The organism is Rahnella bruchi, from assembly GCF_003614975.1.
GTDB classification, from domain to species: Bacteria; Pseudomonadota; Gammaproteobacteria; order Enterobacterales; family Enterobacteriaceae; genus Rahnella; species Rahnella bruchi.
This window is the reverse complement of record NZ_QZWI01000014.1, coordinates 21,948-39,475: the sequence shown is the minus strand read 5'-3', so window position 1 is coordinate 39,475 and position 17,528 is coordinate 21,948. Positions and strand designations below refer to the sequence as shown.

General features: G+C 55.1%; 13 protein-coding genes. 10 read left to right on the top strand and 3 right to left on the bottom strand.

Going from position 1 to position 17,528, the window contains the following annotated elements; all coding sequences use genetic code 11:
• Window positions 1-24 precede the first annotated feature (24 nt).
• Window positions 25-1,104 carry a cellulase family glycosylhydrolase gene (locus D5398_RS19700; RefSeq protein ID WP_120509141.1) on the bottom strand — a complete coding sequence of 360 codons (1,080 nt, stop codon included), beginning with the start codon at window positions 1,102-1,104 and terminating at the stop codon, window positions 25-27.
• Between the two features lie 207 nt (window positions 1,105-1,311).
• On the opposite strand from D5398_RS19700, the gene D5398_RS19695 reads away from it, so the two are divergent.
• Window positions 1,312-2,319: a LacI family DNA-binding transcriptional regulator gene (locus D5398_RS19695; RefSeq protein ID WP_120509213.1), complete on the top strand. Its 1,008-nt coding sequence runs from the start codon at window positions 1,312-1,314 to the stop codon at window positions 2,317-2,319.
• A 45-nt stretch (window positions 2,320-2,364) separates the two neighbouring features.
• Here D5398_RS19695 and D5398_RS19690 read toward each other — a convergent pair whose 3' ends face one another.
• Window positions 2,365-3,795, bottom strand: coding sequence for a 6-phospho-beta-glucosidase (locus D5398_RS19690; RefSeq protein WP_120509140.1), 1,431 nt, complete (start codon window positions 3,793-3,795; stop codon window positions 2,365-2,367).
• 19 nt (window positions 3,796-3,814) lie between these two features.
• On the bottom strand, window positions 3,815-5,284 hold the full coding sequence (ascF, locus tag D5398_RS19685) for a PTS cellobiose/arbutin/salicin transporter subunit IIBC (RefSeq protein WP_162940798.1): 1,470 nt from the start codon (window positions 5,282-5,284) through the stop codon (window positions 3,815-3,817).
• A 280-nt stretch (window positions 5,285-5,564) separates the two neighbouring features.
• Here ascF and D5398_RS19680 point away from each other — a divergent pair, with 280 nt between their 5' ends.
• From D5398_RS19680 to D5398_RS19640, 9 genes are all read left to right on the top strand, one after another.
• A complete protein-coding gene (locus tag D5398_RS19680) occupies window positions 5,565-6,578 on the top strand; it encodes a LacI family DNA-binding transcriptional regulator (protein ID WP_120509139.1) in 1,014 nt (337 codons plus the stop codon).
• A 369-nt stretch (window positions 6,579-6,947) separates the two neighbouring features.
• On the top strand, window positions 6,948-9,032 hold the full coding sequence (locus tag D5398_RS19675; protein ID WP_120509138.1) for a putative bifunctional diguanylate cyclase/phosphodiesterase: 2,085 nt from the start codon (window positions 6,948-6,950) through the stop codon (window positions 9,030-9,032).
• Between the two features lie 619 nt (window positions 9,033-9,651).
• Entirely contained in the window at window positions 9,652-10,386 is a 735-nt protein-coding gene (locus tag D5398_RS19670) for a FadR/GntR family transcriptional regulator (RefSeq protein WP_120509137.1), read from the top strand.
• Window positions 10,376-11,401 carry an ABC transporter ATP-binding protein gene (locus D5398_RS19665; protein WP_415838484.1) on the top strand — a complete coding sequence of 342 codons (1,026 nt, stop codon included), beginning with the start codon at window positions 10,376-10,378 and terminating at the stop codon, window positions 11,399-11,401. The genes D5398_RS19670 and D5398_RS19665 overlap by 11 nt, the downstream gene beginning before the upstream one ends.
• Complete coding sequence (locus D5398_RS19660; protein WP_120509135.1) at window positions 11,398-12,513, top strand: ABC transporter ATP-binding protein; 1,116 nt, start codon at window positions 11,398-11,400, stop codon at window positions 12,511-12,513. Before D5398_RS19665 ends, D5398_RS19660 begins: the two co-directional genes overlap by 4 nt.
• On the top strand, window positions 12,510-14,027 hold the full coding sequence (locus D5398_RS19655; RefSeq protein ID WP_120509134.1) for an ABC transporter substrate-binding protein: 1,518 nt from the start codon (window positions 12,510-12,512) through the stop codon (window positions 14,025-14,027). Before D5398_RS19660 ends, D5398_RS19655 begins: the two co-directional genes overlap by 4 nt.
• 17 nt (window positions 14,028-14,044) lie before the next feature.
• On the top strand, window positions 14,045-14,989 hold the full coding sequence (locus tag D5398_RS19650) for an ABC transporter permease (protein WP_120134106.1): 945 nt from the start codon (window positions 14,045-14,047) through the stop codon (window positions 14,987-14,989).
• A 1-nt stretch (window position 14,990) separates the two neighbouring features.
• Window positions 14,991-15,866: an ABC transporter permease gene (locus D5398_RS19645; RefSeq protein ID WP_120509133.1), complete on the top strand. Its 876-nt coding sequence runs from the start codon at window positions 14,991-14,993 to the stop codon at window positions 15,864-15,866.
• A 29-nt stretch (window positions 15,867-15,895) separates the two neighbouring features.
• Window positions 15,896-17,503 carry a gamma-glutamyltransferase family protein gene (locus D5398_RS19640; protein WP_120509132.1) on the top strand — a complete coding sequence of 536 codons (1,608 nt, stop codon included), beginning with the start codon at window positions 15,896-15,898 and terminating at the stop codon, window positions 17,501-17,503.
• The last annotated feature ends 25 nt before the right edge of the window (window positions 17,504-17,528 follow it).

Here is a 17,528-nt window from a genome sequence, read left to right as displayed (position 1 = left end):
TCCCTGTGCTGCCTGTAGGAAGGGTTATTTCATTCGTGTCAAACGGCGTACCAGTTCCATTTCTTTGCGACGGAACGGAATGCCATATTCGTCCAGCACATCGTGGAACCACAGGTGCGCATAGTCGTGATTCCCTTTGCGCACCACCGGCCACGGCAGCGTGGTCTGGGTTTTACCGCGCACCAGCCCCCACTGATAACAGCCGCAGTTGAACGCACTGAACAGCGGCAGTTGCTCCTCGAACACGCTGCCAACGTGGCGCGCCAGCCATTCGGTACACAGCATCGGGCGGTTGAATTTTTGCCAGAAACGCAGCGCCTGCAAAAGTTTCGGCGTGGCGACGTAAGCGTGGAAACTGATGACATCGGAAAGTTTTGCCGCTTCTACGTCGATAGGATGGTTGAAGAACTCACTTTCCGGCTGATCCAGATCCTGCGAGAAATGCCAGGCACCGACGGTCAGCGGCTGTTGCGGGTCTTCCTCACGCGCCCAAACAAACGCCTTTTGCATCAGTTCCAGCGCAAACACTTCGAGTTTTTCGTCGTACAACACTTCCTCAAGCCCGGTAGCAAAGGTGCCACGATTACCCGGTTCGTTGTACAAATCCCAGATGGCGATACGATCATCGGTGCGGAAATGACGGACAATATCGCGCACATAGCGCTCCACTTGCGGCCACATATCGCGGTTACACACCACATCTCGTCCCGGACTGGCAGCCGCCTGGCTGTTGTGTTTACCCGGTTCCGGCGCTTTTTGCGGCCCGAGGAATGGCTCATCGCCGGAGAATCCGCAGTCATCCATCAGCGTCAGCATCACTTTTATCTGATGGCGTGCGGCAATCGCCAGAAACTCATCAATGCGCGCCAGTAAACCGTCGCGATCGTCCTGCCAGACAATAAACGGCAGATTGATCCGCAGCTGGTTGTAGCCCGCCTCATGCGCCCAGCCCAGCTCCTGATCAATGGTCGGGGCATCGAAAGTTTCGCGCTGCCAGAGTTCCGTCCAGTTTACCGCCGTACGTGGCAGATAGTTGAAGGCGCAGATCCACCCCTGTTTTTTGCCCCATTGGGCTGCCTGCTCCGTGCTCCACTGCTGTTTCATCCGTTTCTCCTCGTCAGTAATGTAAAAGAAATGCAGTAACTAATATTATTAGCTAATGTTTATTACCTGATGAGGCTGGCTGCAAACTGCACGATGCGGTTCTGCAATTAAGATCACACTCTTTTTACCTGAACTGCGGTCTGGTCGGGCAAAATCGACCGCTGTGATATAGTACGAAAGGAAAATATGGGCGACGGGAAAAGGGAAATGGAGAAGAAAAACAAAGTCACAATGAGTGATATTGCGCGGGAAGCCGGAGTGTCACAGGCCACGGTTTCGCTGATTTTAAACAACTCGCGCTCCGTTAAACTCAGTGAGGAAACCCGTCAGCGGGTGTTCAACACCGCGCTGTCGCTCGGCTATAGGAAAATGCCTGCGCCCCACAATGACAACGGCCAGGAAGAGATCGCCCTGCTGGTCAATGCCATGCCCAGTTATGACCCGTTTGTCGACGCACTGAGCGAGGCCCGTGAAGCGGCCTGGCGGCACGACACGCTTTTGACGGTTTATGATTATGGCGATGACGCCGAACTGGCCGTGCGGATTATCGCGCAGCTGAACCAGCGGCGCTGCGCCGGAATTATCATTGCCTCGCCTATCACTCAGTCCATTGATTTTTCGCCATTTGCTAACCAGACACAGCTGCCGGTTGTGCTGCTGAATGTGTACGACCGTGCTTTTCCGTTACTGCCCACCTTCCTGCCAGATGACCGCGCAAATGCGTTACAAATCACCCGTCATCTGATTGATCAGGGCGCGACCCGCATCGCCCACATCATGGGGGATAACTGGATGGAAGCCTGTGAAATGCGCCTTGAAGGGTATCGCGAAGCCCTCACGCAGGCCGGTATGGCGCAGGACGATCAGCTGATTCAGGCAACTAACTGGTCGCTGAATGAAACTTATCGCGCCACGCTGGATCTGATGAAACTGCCCGAGCCGCCGGACGCGATTTTCTGCTCGAGCGACTGGATGACCATCGGTTGTTATCAGGCGCTGACCGAACTCCATCTGCGTATTCCGCAGGACATTCTGGTCGCCGGTTACGACGATCAGCGCATCGCAGATCAGATGACGCCGAAGCTGACCAGCGTTCAGTTACCCTATTACGAACTGGGCCGTATGGCGGTGGAATATCTGTGTTCGGGCGAAGACGCCGCAACGCGGGTGATCATGGCGGGAAAACTGAAGGTTCGGGCAAGTACGGCCGGTTAAAGATTATGGGGAATAACCGGCTGGTGGCGATTCCCCGTTTTAATATCAGGCTAAATCAGTCCCGTTACTGGCGATGACTTTTTTGTACCAGTAAAACGATTTCTTTCTCTTTCTTTCCAGCGTGCCATTTCCGGCATCATCGCGGTCGACATAAACAAATCCGTAGCGCTTGCTCATTTCACCGGTGGAGGCGGAAACCAGATCGATACAGCCCCACGAGGTGTAACCGATCAGTGGCACGCCGTCGGTAATTGCCTCGCCCATCGCGTGTATATGCTCCCGCAGATAGCTGATCCGGTAATCGTCGTTGATTTCGCCCTGCGCGTTGATTTCATCTTTCGCGCCGAGGCCGTTTTCGACCAGGAACAGCGGTTTCTGATAACGGTCGTACATCATATTCATGGTGATACGCAGACCGAGGGGATCGATTCCCCAGCCCCATTCGCTGGCTTCGATATACGGGTTTTTCAGCGATTTGACGATATTGGCCGCGCTGCTGTTGTTGTCGTTCATGTCAGCCGACGCGCAGCGTGACGCGTAATAACTGAAGGAAACGAAATCAACGGTATTTTTCAGGATTTCCGCATCGCCCGGTTCGGTTACCACGTTTACGCCCTTCTCGGCAAAAACGCGCCGTGTGTACGTCGGGTATTCGCCGCGCGCCTGCACATCAATGAAGAACAGGTTCTCACGATCTTTTTGCAGCGCTGACCAGACATCTGCAGGCTTGCAGGTTTGCGGATAGAAATTCCCGCCCGCCAGCATACAACCCACCTGATTTTGCGGATTCACTTCATGGGCGATTTTCGTCGCTAAAGCGCTCGCCACCAGCTCATGGTGCGCGGCCTGATATTTGACCTGCTCCTGATTTTCGCCTTCTTCGAAGACCAGACCGGCCCCGGAGAACGGGCTGTGCAGCAGAATATTAATCTCGTTAAACGTCAGCCAGTATTTCACCAGCCCGTCGAATGCTTCAAAACAGGTGCGCGCATAACGGGCGAAAAACTCGACCATTTTGCGGTTGCGCCATGAACCGTATTCGATAACCAGATGCATCGGTACATCGAAATGACACAGCGTGACCAGCGGTTCGATACCGTGCTTTTTGCATTCCGCAAACACATCACGGTAAAACGCGATGCCTTCCGCGTTAGGCGTCAGCTCATCGCCGTTGGGATAAATCCGGCTCCAGGCAATCGATGTGCGGAACACCGTAAAACCCATTTCCGCCATCAGTGCGATGTCTTCTTTATAACGATGGTAGAAATCAATCGCCTGATGCGCCGGATAAAATTCGTCGTTTTGGAAAGAGAAACGCTTTTCCTGACCGGTTTTTACCGCCAGACGGTGCGCGCCGTGCGGGATCATATCCACCGTGGTCAGCCCTTTTCCGCCTTCAAAACTGCCGCCCTCAGCCTGGTTTGCGGCAATCGCGCCACCCCATAAAAAACCTTCGGGAAATGCTGATACAGCCATGAGAAATCCTCTCCTTAATTTATTTAACTGTGCTTTGCGAAACCGCAAAGGCAGCGGGCACCGTTGATTCAGGCGCTGTATTTTTTGGCGCTACGGTTTCCACCGGAATATCTTCAAATCCGAGTAACAGCGTGGTGAAGAAGGAAATCACCACGGCGAGGATCATCACACCCACGACCCAGACAATACTCATCGGATTCGACGGGTCGAAGAACTGAACGCTGGTAAACAGCCCCGGAGATGCCATCGAATGGCTGGCGAGCCCGCCTATTCCGGCCACGCCACCGCAGATGAAACCACTGATTAAGCAGGCGATCAGCGGACGTTTCAGGCGCAGCGCGACGCCGTAAAGCGCGGGTTCTGAAATACCGGCGACAATCGCCGAAGCCGCCGCCGCCAGTGCGGTTTGGCGCAGTTCCGGGTTTTTAGTACGCCAGGCAACGGCCAACGAGGAGCCACCCAGTGACAGATTCGCGCCGATTTCAGAGGGCATTACCATCGCCTCTTTGCCGGTTTCAGCGATAGTCTGAATAATCGTTGGTGTGAACACGCGGTGCATGCCAGTCATCACCAGCAGCGGCCAGGCGGCGCCCATAATCGCAACGGAAAGCCAGCCCAGATAGCTGTGAACGGTATACACCACCGCTGAGATGCCGGTCCCGATCCAGATACCCATCGGGCCAATCAGCATGATGGCGATGGGTGCCGAAATCAGCATGATCAGCATCGGTTTGAGGAAGTTTTTCGTCACTACCGGTGTAATGCGGTCTACCCATTTTTCGATGTAAGACAACAGCCAGGTCATGCACAGTGCGGGGATCACGGTGTAGGTATATTTCACCGCCGTCACCGAAATACCGATAAATTCGACTTTCTGCCCCTGCGCCGCTTTCGCCATCAAATCAATAAACGCCGGATGGACAAGGATCCCGGCAATCGCAATCGCCAGCGACATATTGGTTTTGAATTTCACCGCCGCCGACGCCGCCACCATGACCGGCAGGAAGAAGAACGCACCGTCGCCGATGGTGTTGAGGATGACCAGCGTTGATGCGCCCTTGTCGAACACGCCGGTCATATCCAGGATCATCGCCAGCAGTTTGACCATTGAACCGCCGATAATCGCCGGTATCAACGGCGACATGGTGCCGATCAGCGCATCGAGAATGCCCGAGCCAATACGTTTAAAGGTAATTTTACTTTTAGCCGGGGCATCATCACTGCTCGCAGCAAAGCCTTCAGGTAACAGTTTCAGCACCTCGGCATACGCCTGGGAAACGTTGTTACCGATGATCACCTGGCACTGTTTTTCATTACGCACCACGCCCATCACGCCAGTAATGGCTTTCAGCGTGGCGGTATCGACGGCAGATTCGTCCTTCAGCACGAAGCGCAGGCGTGTCATGCAGTGCGTGACTGCCGCCACATTCTCCGCGCCGCCGATTGCTGCGACAATCGACTGTGATATTGCTGCAAAATTTTTAGACATGAGTGACAACTCTCTGTGATTCATAATGTTATGAATGTTTTTCAGAAACCCTGGCTTCTGTGAAACCGCTTTATATGAAATATTCTATTTTTGTGAAACGATAGGTAACCGGTTTCATACGAGAATGTGCAGTTCCATGCATGACTTCAATAAAAATCTGCAACGCTGTTTTATTTTTGTGATGGCGATCTCCCGATAGTGTTCAGCGGGGGTGAAATCATCGCTAAACGCGGGGAATGTGTAGAATGACAGATAATTTTTCATTTTTTGGGTGTGGCTGATGTCAACAATGCAGGAAGTGGCTAATAAAGCAGGGGTTTCCAAAGCCACCGTTTCCCGTGTGCTTTCCGGGAAAGGATATGTAAGCCAGGAAACCAAAGATCAGGTGTTTAAAGCCATTCAGGAAGCGGGCTACAGACCGAATTTGCTGGCGCGCAATCTGGCGACCAGCAAATCAATGTGCATCGGGCTGGTGGTCACCAATACCCTGTATAACGGCAATTATTTCAGCGAGTTAATCTCACAGGCAGCAAAAAAACTGGATGCCAACGGGCGACAACTGATCCTGGTGGATGGTAAACACAGCGCCGAAGAAGAACGGGAAGCCATCCAGTTTCTGCATGACTTGCGCTGCGACGGCATTATTATTTATCCGCGCTTTTTATCGGTCGATGAAATGGATGAAATCATCGACAAATATAATAAGCCGGTCATGGTAGTGAACCGAAAATTACGAAAACATCAGAGTCATTGTATATATTGCGACCACAAAGGTTCAGGTCTTCAGGCCACCCGAGCGCTGATTGAACGCGGTCACCGTAATATTGCTTTTATCACCGGCTCAATGGATTCCCCTACCGCAATTGAACGTCTTTCCGGTTACAAAGAGGCATTAACCACTGCCGGTTTAGCCGTGCAGGATTCGCTGATCGTGCAGGGAAAATGGTCAGCAATCAGCGGCGCGGCGGCGGTGACAACCCTGCTCGCAGGCGGCGTACCTTTCAGCGCTATTCTGGCCAGCAACGATGAAATGGCCATCGGCGCAATGAAAACGTTAAACGATGCCGGTATTGCCGTCCCCGCCGATGTTTCGGTGATCGGGTTTGATAATATTCCGACCGCACCGTTTCTTATTCCGGCATTATCGAGTGTGAAAGACCCGGTCAGCGATATGGTCAGCGAAGTGATCAGCCAGATTATTTCCATGCTCGATGGCGGTTATTTATCCGAGCAGAATAAATTTGTATCGGAACTTATTCTGCGGGAATCGGTAGCCGCAGTCAGTTCTGACTGAATCCCGTAAATTCCCCCGCCCGCCATTTCGACCATCGCCGCACCTTGTTGCGGCTTTTTTACATCTTCATTAATCCGCTGTAACGCCTGAACTTTGTGTGCCTTTTAATTAAAGTTAACTCCCGCCCTGCCGATAACTCTTCTGCCAGTTAAAAGCCAAATAGCAAATTTCACTTAAGGCCGATCTTTTTGCTAAATATGCTTAAATTTAAGCACGTTAGAAGCAAAATTTGGCGAACTAAGAATTATCTTATGCTAACGTTTCATCCGCACATCACAGCAAAAATGCGTCGGGAACAGGCGCACTATTTAGCCGAACTTTAGTACGGAAGGATCCCCGTAAAGGCGGCAGGCTAGCAGGCAAAATAAAATGAGCGAAGATTCTGATGTATTGTATCGGTTGCTGGTTCAGCGCGTAGAAGACTACGCGATTTACATGCTTAAACCCGATGGCATTATTGCGAACTGGAATGCCGGTGCGCAGCGGGCAAAAGGTTATACGCCCGAGGAAGTGGTCGGAAAACATTTCTCGTGCTTTTACACCGAGGAAGATCGCAAAAGTGGCTGGCCGCAGCACGGTCTGGAAACAGCACGCGAAACGGGTCGTTACGAATCCGAAGGCTGGCGACAGCGCAAAGATGGCTCTCTTTTCTGGGCGCATATCATTATTGAAGCGCTGCGCGAAGCCGGTGAAATCATCGGTTTTGCCAAGATCACCCGCGATGTGACTGAACGTCGTGAAACCGAACAGGCGCTGTTGCAGGCCAAAGAACTGGCTGAGTCCAACAGTGAACAGCTCGCCTCCCTCTCGCAGTTTCTGAATACGGTCATCGCCAATATTCCGTCATCGGTGATTGTTGAGAATGCGGTTTCCCGCGAGATCTTGCTGGTGAACCGTCAGGCTGAACGTTTACTGGGCATTTCACGTGAAAAAATGCTCGGCAAACGTCCGCAGGATTGTATGGGCGTCGGGCTGAGCACTTTTATCAATAAGCAGTCGGACGAATGCCTGCGCGCGGAAGGTGTCCACCGCAGCGAACAGCAACTGATGACCGCCATCGGTGACCGCACGTTGCAGACCACCAGCTCGGTGATCCGCGGGCACGATCCGCAGACCAGTTACGTGATGATGATCGCCGACGACGTAACCGACCAGCAGGCCGCGCACGCCCGTATTCACCACATGGCGCATCACGATAATCTCACCAGTCTGCCGAACCGCATTCTGTTCAGTCAGCGTTTAAGCGAAGCTTTACAGCGTGACAGTTATACCCACAGTCACACCGCCACGCTGTGTCTGGATCTCGATAACTTTAAAAACGTCAACGATGCGCTGGGCCATCAGATTGGTGATGAACTGCTGCGCGCAATTTCCAAACGCCTGCGCATGACGCTGCGTGATGACGATACGCTGGCGCGCATTGGCGGCGACGAATTTGCCGTGGTGCTGCCGGGGCTGAAAGACATTTCAGCGGCCCATCAGATTTCCAAACGTCTGATTGAATCGGTGCGTCCGCCGGTGATTATCGACGGTCATTCCCTTTCTGTCGGCCTGAGCATCGGTATCGCACTGGCAGATTCGACAGAAAACACGCCCGATCAGTTGCTGCGTTGTGCCGATATGGCGCTGTACGAAGCCAAACGTAATGGCCGTAACCGCTACGAAGATTTCCGTATCGAAATGGACGCAGCTGCCCGCAAACGCCGGGTGGTGGAAATGGATTTACGTGATGCGATCACCTGTAATCAGCTGCGGCTTTACTATCAGCCGATCACCGACGCGCGTCATGATGAAGTGATCGGATATGAGGCACTGATGCGCTGGCAGCACCCGGAAAATGGGCTGATTATGCCGGTCGATTTCATTCCGATTGCTGAAGAAACGGGGCTTATTCACAGTCTGGGATCATTTGCTCTGCACGAAGCCTGTCGCGAAGCCACCACCTGGAAAGGCAATCAGACCGTTGCGGTAAACCTTTCGCCAATCCAGTTTAAAAACAGCGGACTGGTGTCTGTGGTGGAATCAGCGCTGGAAGCGTCGGGGCTGGATCCCTCGCGCCTTGAAGTGGAAATCACCGAATCAGTATTGCTCGACAATACGCTGGGTAACATCAGCACCCTGCGGAAACTGAAATCGCTCGGCGTGCGCATTGCACTGGACGATTTCGGCACCGGTTATTCCTCGCTGAGTTATCTGCGGTCATTCCCGTTCGATAAAATCAAAATCGACCGGTCATTCATCAATGACATGCAGGATAGCCGCGAAGCGCTGGCGATTATCCGTGCCATCACCGGGATGAGTCGCAGTCTGGACATTCAGACCACGGCAGAAGGTGTCGAAACCGACGAGCAGTTCCGGCGTCTTAAAGAAGAAGGTTGCACGCTGTTTCAGGGCTATTTCTTCGGACGGCCTCAGCCCTCAGAGTCAAGACTGATTGGGTTTGCACCCCTCTGATAATAAGTATTAAACACGGTTTTTGTCGGGAGTGATCGGGGGATAAGCGGTATATATGGCTGTTATTTCTGACGATTGTTTTTGCACCCCCCCTGCCAAGGGGAGCGAGCTGACCGTGTTTCCTTCCACACCGGAAGTGGGTGTTGACCTGCTCCTCCCCCTTCGCAGGGGAGGGAGCTGACCAGAATTTCCTGGTTATCCTGCGAAAACCTCACCCGTAGTCACAAACTTGCAGACGAAACCACTGCCCGCATCCGTTCCGACTTGCGAATTATTCCTTAATACCCCACCCGACCCTTTCCTTCTTTGGTGAAGCAACGATATAGCGAACCATTAGCCAACTTATTACGCTTATTTGATCTACTTCTCATACCGCGAAATCCCGCACCATTACGATCCGTTAACATTAATTTAACGCACTACACTTGTGCATATCGGCTAAATATCAATGCGTTATAAACACAAATACAGCATCCCGACTCAGGCGAGTGATTTTTAGTCATTTGAAATTAAAAACAAATTCTCCTTTTTGCAAAATTTTCTCATGAACCATTACAAAATTGGTTCAGAAAATGCAATGGACTGATTAACGATTTAATTCCCGACGGGAAACTGAAATATGCCAACAAATTCCGGGGCGCTGCCCCCTTCTAACGGAACGTCCAGTTCAGCTCTGGAGCAGTTGCGCCAGCTGATACAGCAACATCCGGATCAAACCCAGCCGCTGCCCGCGGAACGGGATCTGATGCAGATGTTTGATGTCGGACGCCGTGAAATTCGCCGCGCGCTGGACGTGCTGGAAGAAGAAGGTCGTGTGTGGCGCAAACAGGGCAAAGGCACGTTTATCGGCCCGAATGGCCCTGCGCAACCGCTGAGTTTGCAGACGTTGCCGAAACAATCGAACTTGCAGGAAGTGATGGAAGCACGTTTGCAAATCGAACCGGGGCTGGCGAAATACGCCGCACTGCGCGCCACGCCGGAACAAATCCAGCTGATGCGCCGTTTACTCGACAAAGTGAAAACCATGTCGCGCGGCGATCCGGATCAGATTGAGCTTTGGGACAGCGCCTTTCACCGCGCGATTGCTGATGCCGCCGGTAACCGGCTGCTGCTCGGATTGTTTGATGCTGTCGATGCCATCCGCCGTGACCCGAGCTGGCTGGCGGTGCGAAACGCCGCGCGAAATCAGGAACGGCTGAACCGTTACGACGACCATCACGAACGTATCGTAGAACACATTGCCGCACGCCAGCCGAAAGAGGCCGCCAGAGTGATGCGCGAGCACCTTCTGGCGCTGCAACAGGCGTTTCTTTCCACCCTCAATGATGACGACGAGGATTTTACTGATGACTGACCCGGCCAAATCCGTCACGCCGCTGTTAAATATCAGCGACCTGCGGGTGCAGTTTTCCGGTTCCCCGGCAACCGTGCTCGACGGTATTTCCTTACAGCTTGAAGCCGGGAAAACGCTGGCGCTGGTCGGGGAATCCGGTTGCGGAAAAAGCGTGACGTCGCTGGCGCTGATGGGGTTATTGCCCGCCAGCGCCAAAGTATTGCAGGGCGAAATCCGCCTCAACGACACCTCGCTGCTCGGGCTGTCTGAGCGTCAGTATGCCGACCTGCGGGGTCAGGAACTGGCGATGATTTTTCAGGAGCCGATGACCTCTCTCAATCCGGCACTGACGCTTGGCGATCAGCTGGCAGAGGCCGTGATGCGCCATCAGGGCACCGATAAAAAACAGGCACGGATGCAGGCGCTGGAAATTCTGAAAAAGGTCCAAATTCCTGCACCGGAATTGCGGATGGATGCCTATCCGCACCAGCTTTCCGGCGGTATGCGCCAGCGTGTGATGATTGCGATGGCGCTGATCAACCGTCCGCAATTACTGATTGCCGATGAACCGACAACCGCACTGGACGTCACCATTCAGGCGCAGATCCTCGCCCTGCTCAACCGCATTCAGCAGGAAACCGGCAGTGCATTATTGCTGATCACGCACGATCTCGGGGTGGTGGCGGAAGTCGCCGACAGCGTGGCGGTCATGTATGCCGGACAAATCGTCGAACAGGGGCTGGTGGCCGATATTTTCAATAATCCGCAGCACCCGTACACCATCGGGCTGATGGGGTCGATGCCGTCGCTTGCCTCACGTCAGGGTGCGCTTTCGACTATTCCCGGTGCGGTGCCGCTGCCAAAAGATATGCCACAGGGCTGCCGGTTTTCCACGCGCTGTCCGTTTGCCGATACGCGCTGTCATCAGGAGCGACCGGCGCTGCGTCCGCTGCATCAGTCCTCGCACCACGTCGCCTGTTTCTATGCGCCGCTGGAAAATTTTTTCGCCCTGTCCGCTGAAGGAGCCTGCGCATGAGTCTCGCCCCCCGTCCCATTCTGGAAGCCGCCGGGCTGACCAAAGTTTTCAAAGGCCCTTCGACGCTGTTTACTAAACCGAAAATCGTGCAGGCGGTGGATCGCGTTTCGCTGCGCGTCTGGCACGGCGAAACGCTGGCGATTGTCGGCGAATCCGGCTCCGGTAAATCCACGCTTGGCCGCCTGTTATTGCAGTTGCTCAACGCCACCGAAGGCGACGTGTTTTATGAAGGCGAAAACCTGAAACAGTTTTCCGCTGACCAGATGAAAATGCTGCGCCGTGACCTGCAAATCATTTTTCAGGATCCGTTCGCCTCCCTCAATCCGCGCATGACGGTAGAAGAAATCGTTGGCGAGCCGCTGTGGCTGCACAACATTGTCAGCGGCAAAGCGGACCGGCAGGCAAAAGTACGCGAACTGCTGACGACCGTCGGCCTGCCCGCTGCGTTCAGCAACCGTTATCCGCATGAATTTTCCGGCGGTCAGCGCCAGCGTATCGGCATTGCCCGCGCGCTGGCCTCTTCGCCAAAGCTGCTGCTGGGCGACGAACCGGTGTCCGCGCTGGATGTGTCGGTACAGGCGCAGGTGGTCAATCTGCTGGAAAACCTCAAACAGCAGTTTGGCCTGACGATGATTGTCGTCGCCCACGGTCTGGCAGTGATCCGCCATATGAGCGACCGCGTGGCGGTGATGTACCTCGGACAGATCGTCGAACTCGCCAGCACCGACGACATTTTCGACCAGCCGCTGCACCCGTATACCCAGGCGCTGATTGCCTCCGCGCCGCAGCTCGCGCCCGGCATTAAACGCCCGGTGCCATTGTTGCAAGGCGATATGCCCAATCCGGCCAATATGCCCGCCGGCTGCCGTTTCCATACCCGCTGCGCGTACGCCACCGACGAATGCCGGAAGGTGGAACCGCAACTTGAAACTGTCAGTGACAACCGCATGGTGGCCTGCCACCGCTGGAGCGAACTGCAACGGGATCGCACTTCTGTGCTGGTTCCGCCGCCGTCCGCCGCTTTCACCTTACGGCGTGCGCTGTTTGAACAGGCGAGCCAGAACCGGCTTTCACTTTCCACTCCGACATCAACCCAAGGAACCCGACCATGAGATTTGCACCCCGCTTAACCGCCTGCATTCCGGCCTTAATGTTGCTGACGTCTGCGGGCCTCGCCCATGCGGAAAGCACCCTGCGCATCGGCCTTGGCAGCGATCCTGACATGCTGGATCCGGCCACGGCGCGCACCTATTACGGGCGTTTCGTGTTCAGCGCCATGTGCGAGCGTCTGGTGGATGTCGATCAGCATCTGCAAATTGTGCCGGGTCTGGCGAAAGACTGGGCGTACAGCGATGACGGAAAAACGCTGACCATGAATTTGCGTGAAGGCGTGACCTTCCAGGATGGCGAAAAATTCGATGCGCAGTCGGTGAAATACAATATCGAACGCTATCTGACGCTGCCGGGTTCCCTGCGTAAAAGTGAGCTGTCGTCAATAGAATCCGTGGAAGCTACCGCACCGTACACCGTCGTTTTCCACCTGAAAACCGCTGACGCCGCGCTGCTGATGCAACTGACTGACCGTGCGGGCACCATGATGGCCCCGGCAGCCACGGCCAAAGGCAACGTGGCGGCGCATCCGGTCTGTTCCGGCCCGTATGAGTTTGTCAGCCGTGTTCAGCAGGATCGCATCGTGCTTAAGCGTTTCGAAAATTACTGGAACAAAGGCGCGTATCACTTCGATAAAGTGGTGTTCCTGCCGATCCCGGATGCGTCCGTCCGCCTCGCCAACCTGCGCGCGGGCGATCTGGATATCACCGAAGGCATTGCCGCCAGCGACACCGCGACGGTTAAAGCCGACAGCAATCTGCAACTGGCCAGCACCACCGGCCTGGGGTACATGGGGCTGACGATTAACATCGCCAACGGCACGGCCAACACCAATACACCGCTGGCGAAAGATGCCCGTGTACGTCAGGCGCTGTCGCTGGCGATTGACCGCGACGCACTGAACCAGGTGGTATTCCAGGGGCAATACACCCCGGCGAATCAGGCCTTCTCGCCTGCCAGTCCTTACCACACTGACGTGCCGGTGCCAAAACGCGATATCGAAAAAGCCAAAGCGCTGCTGGCTGATGCCGGAGTGAAAACGCCGCTGACCATTGATTTCCTGGTCGCCAACAATCCGACGTCCCAGCAGGTTGCGCAGGTGCTTCAGGCGATGGTCAGTGAGGCGGGGATCAACCTGAATCTGCAAATGACGGAATACGCCACGCTGCTGGATCGCCAGCAAAGCGGTGAATTCAAAATGAGCATGTCCGGCTGGTCAGGACGTCCCGATCCCGACGGCAATATTTTCTCTTTCCTCAATACCAAAGGCGGTCTGAACGACGGCAAATACAGCAATCCGCAGGTCGACCAGTGGCTGCAGGAAGCGCGTCTGACCAGCGACGTCGACAAGCGTAAAGCGCTGTACAAGCAGATTGTCGTGCAGGAAAACATCGACGACCCGCTGGTGTACCTGTATTTCGAACCGCGCATTTTCGGCATAAACAAGAAAGTGACCGGTTTCGTGCCTTACGCCGACGGGCTGATCCGTTTGCAGGGTCTGGCGCTGAACAAGTAATTGCCTGAGGAAAGACGATGTTAGAACTGGTGATGAAACGGCTGATATCAGCCATACCGACGCTGTTTCTGGTTACGCTGATGGTGTTCTCGTTGCAGAAATTGCTGCCGGGAGACCCGATCACCGCGATGGCCGGCGAAGAGCGGGATCCGGCAGTCATTGCGCAATTACGTGAGGAATATCATCTGAATGATCCGATCCCCAGCCAGTATTTCCACTGGGTCGGCAACGCGCTGCGCGGCGATTTTGGCACGTCGCTGCGCACGCAGGAACCGGTATTGCAGCTTATCGCCAGCAAACTGCCGGTGACGCTCGAATTATCGATGCTGGCGATGATTGTGGCGCTGATTATCGGCATTACGATGGGCGTGCTGGCGGCAGTCAACAAAGGCACCTGGATTGATAACGGCACCAATTTTCTGGCGTTGTCGGGGATTTCGATCCCCCATTTCTGGCTCGGGGTACTGCTGATTATGCTGTTCTCGGTGAAATTGCACTGGCTTCCGGCGTCCGGTTACGTACCGTTCTCAGAAGATCCGCTGCAAAACCTGAAAACCATGTTGCTGCCTGCCGCGGTGCTCGGCACCGGTCTTTCCGCCACGCTGATGCGCCACACCCGTGCGGCGATGATTGCGGTACTGAAAGCCGATTACATCCGCACCGCTCGCGCCAAAGGGTTGTTGCCGAAAAAAGTGATCATGAAACACGCACTACGTAATGCGCTGGTGCCGATCATCACGCTGACTACCTTGCTGTTCGGCGAACTGCTGGGCGGCGCGGTACTGAGCGAACAGGTTTTCACCATTCCGGGTTTTGGCAAAATGATCGTCGATTCGGTATTTAACCGTGATTACGCCGTGGTTCAGGGCGTGGTGATGGTGGTCGCGGTCGGTTTTCTGCTGATGAATCTGCTGGCCGACGTGCTGTATGTGCTGGTTAACCCACGTATGCGGAGAGCCTGAGATGAGCGTTTCTGTGATTTCAGTGACAACGTCACTCCCCGCCCGCGAACCCAGCCGCGTGCTGCGCAAATTTCTGCGCAACAAAAGCGCGGTGATCGGCGCGGGGCTGGTCGTGACCTTCGCTTTACTGGCATTGCTTGCCCCGTGGATTTCGCCCTTTGACCCGATCAAAGCCGATTTCATGGCGGTACGTAAAGCGCCCTCCGCCCTGCACTGGCTGGGTACCGATGAGCTGGGCCGCGACATTTTATCGCGCCTGTTCTGGGGAGCGCGCACATCGCTGATGGCCGGTTGTGTGTCGGTGATTATCGCGATTGTGATTGGCGTACCGCTCGGTCTTATCGCCGGGTTCTGGCAGGGCTGGCTGGACAACATTATTTCCCGCGTGGTCGAAGCGCTGCTGTCGTGCCCGTTTCTGGTGCTGGCGATTGCGCTGGGCGCGTTCCTCGGGCCAAGCCTCGGCAATGCGATGATTGCCATCGGGCTTTCCGCGATGCCGATTTTCGCCCGTCTGACGCGTGCGCAGGTGATGAGTATCCGCAACGAGGAATATATCGAAGGCGCGCGGGCGATTGGTCTGCCTGACCGCTGGATCCTCTGGCGTTATGTGCTGCCCAATGTGCTGTCGCCGATCCTGGTGCAGGCCACGCTTGCGATTGCTTCGGCCATTATCACCGAAGCCAGCCTGTCGTTTCTCGGCCTCGGCCAGCAGCCACCGGACGCTTCCTGGGGCGCGATGCTTAACACCGCACGCAGCTTCCTCGAGCAGTCGCCGTGGATGTCGATTTTTCCCGGTCTGGCAATTTTCCTGACCGTACAGGGTTTCAATTTGCTGGGTGACGGGCTGCGCGATGCGCTCGACCCGCGTTCCGAATAAACCGTTTGCTGCTTTTTAAGGAAGAATACATGTCTGAGAATTACGATTTTAACGTGGCTTATCCGACCCTGCGCCCTTCAATGATGGGTGCCAATGCGGTTTGTGCTTCGCAGCCGCTGGCCGCGCAGGCAGGCATGAAAATGCTGATGCTGGGCGGAAACGCCGCCGATGCCGCCATCGCCACCGCTATTGCGCTCAACGTGCTTGAACCCAGCGGTAACGGCGCAGGCAGCGACGCGTTCGCCATTATCTGGGACGGTAAAAAAGCTCACGGTCTGAACGCTTCAGGCCGTTCACCCGCCGCATGGACGCCGGAATATTTCGCCGAAAAAGGTCTGGATACGGTGCCGACCTACGGCTGGGACGCGGTCACCGTTCCGGGCGCTGTTTCCGGCTGGGTGGCAATGGCAAAACGCTTCGGCACCCTGCCGCTGACCACGCTGGCGCAACCGGCAATCGATTATGCCCGCAACGGTTTTCCGGTATCGCCGCTGATTGGTCGCCTGTGGGAAATTGCAGTCAAAAAACTGCATAGCCAGCCGGGCTTTATGGAATGTTTTGCCCCGGAAGGCCGTGCGCCGAAAATCGGGGAAATCTTCCGTAATCCAGCTCTGGCGGATTCATTAGAACTGATTGCTAAAACCGAAGGCGAAGCGTTTTATCGCGGTGAGCTGGCGGAAAAAATGGTGGCGCATTGTCAGGCCAACGGCGGCGCGCTGACGCTCGATGATCTCGCGAATCACAAAGCCGACTGGGTGGAAACCATGCAGCAATCTTTCGCAGGCGGCTCGGTTCATGAACTGCCGCCGAACGGGCAGGGCATCGCCACGCTGATCGCACTCGGTATTCTCGATAAGCTGGATATCGGTTCGCAACCGGTGGATTCGGTCGAAACGACACACCTGTGCATTGAAGCGATGAAACTGGCCCTGGCAGATTTAGATCAGCACGTCACCGACAGCGAGCATATGTTCTTCGATCCGCAGATGTTCCTGAACGACGATTATCTGGCGGAACGCGCAAAACTGATCGACCGCACCAAAGCCAGCGACGTCACTTACGGCGCACCGCGTCCGGGCGGCACCGTCTATCTGACGGCAGCGGATTCCAGCGGCATGATGGTCTCTTTCATTCAGTCGAATTACATGGGCTTTGGTTCCGGCGTCGTGGTGCCGGGCACCGGTCTCAGCATGCAAAACCGCGGCTGCGGATTTACCCTCGATCCTACGCACGCCAACTGTGTTGCACCGAACAAACGCACGCTGCACACCATTATTCCGGCCTTCGCGCAGGACGCCGACGGCAAACCGCTGATGTCGTTCGGCCTGATGGGCGGCCCGATGCAGGCTCAGGGACATCTGCAACTGGCGCTGCGCGTGATGCTGTATAAGCAAAATCCGCAGGCCGCTATTGACGCGCCACGCTGGCGGATCAACGGCGGTCGTCAGGTGGCGATTGAATCAACCTTCAACCACAACACGCTGGCCGCACTGCGGGCAATGGGGCATGAATTAATTGTGGAAGACCCGCTCGGCGGCCATTCCTTTGGCGGCGCGCAGGTGATTGTCACCAATCCCGCAGGCGGTTATCTGGCAGGCACCGAATCGCGCAAAGACGGTCAGGCGCTGGTGATGTAAGTGTTGAATTTGCCTTGCTCCTCCC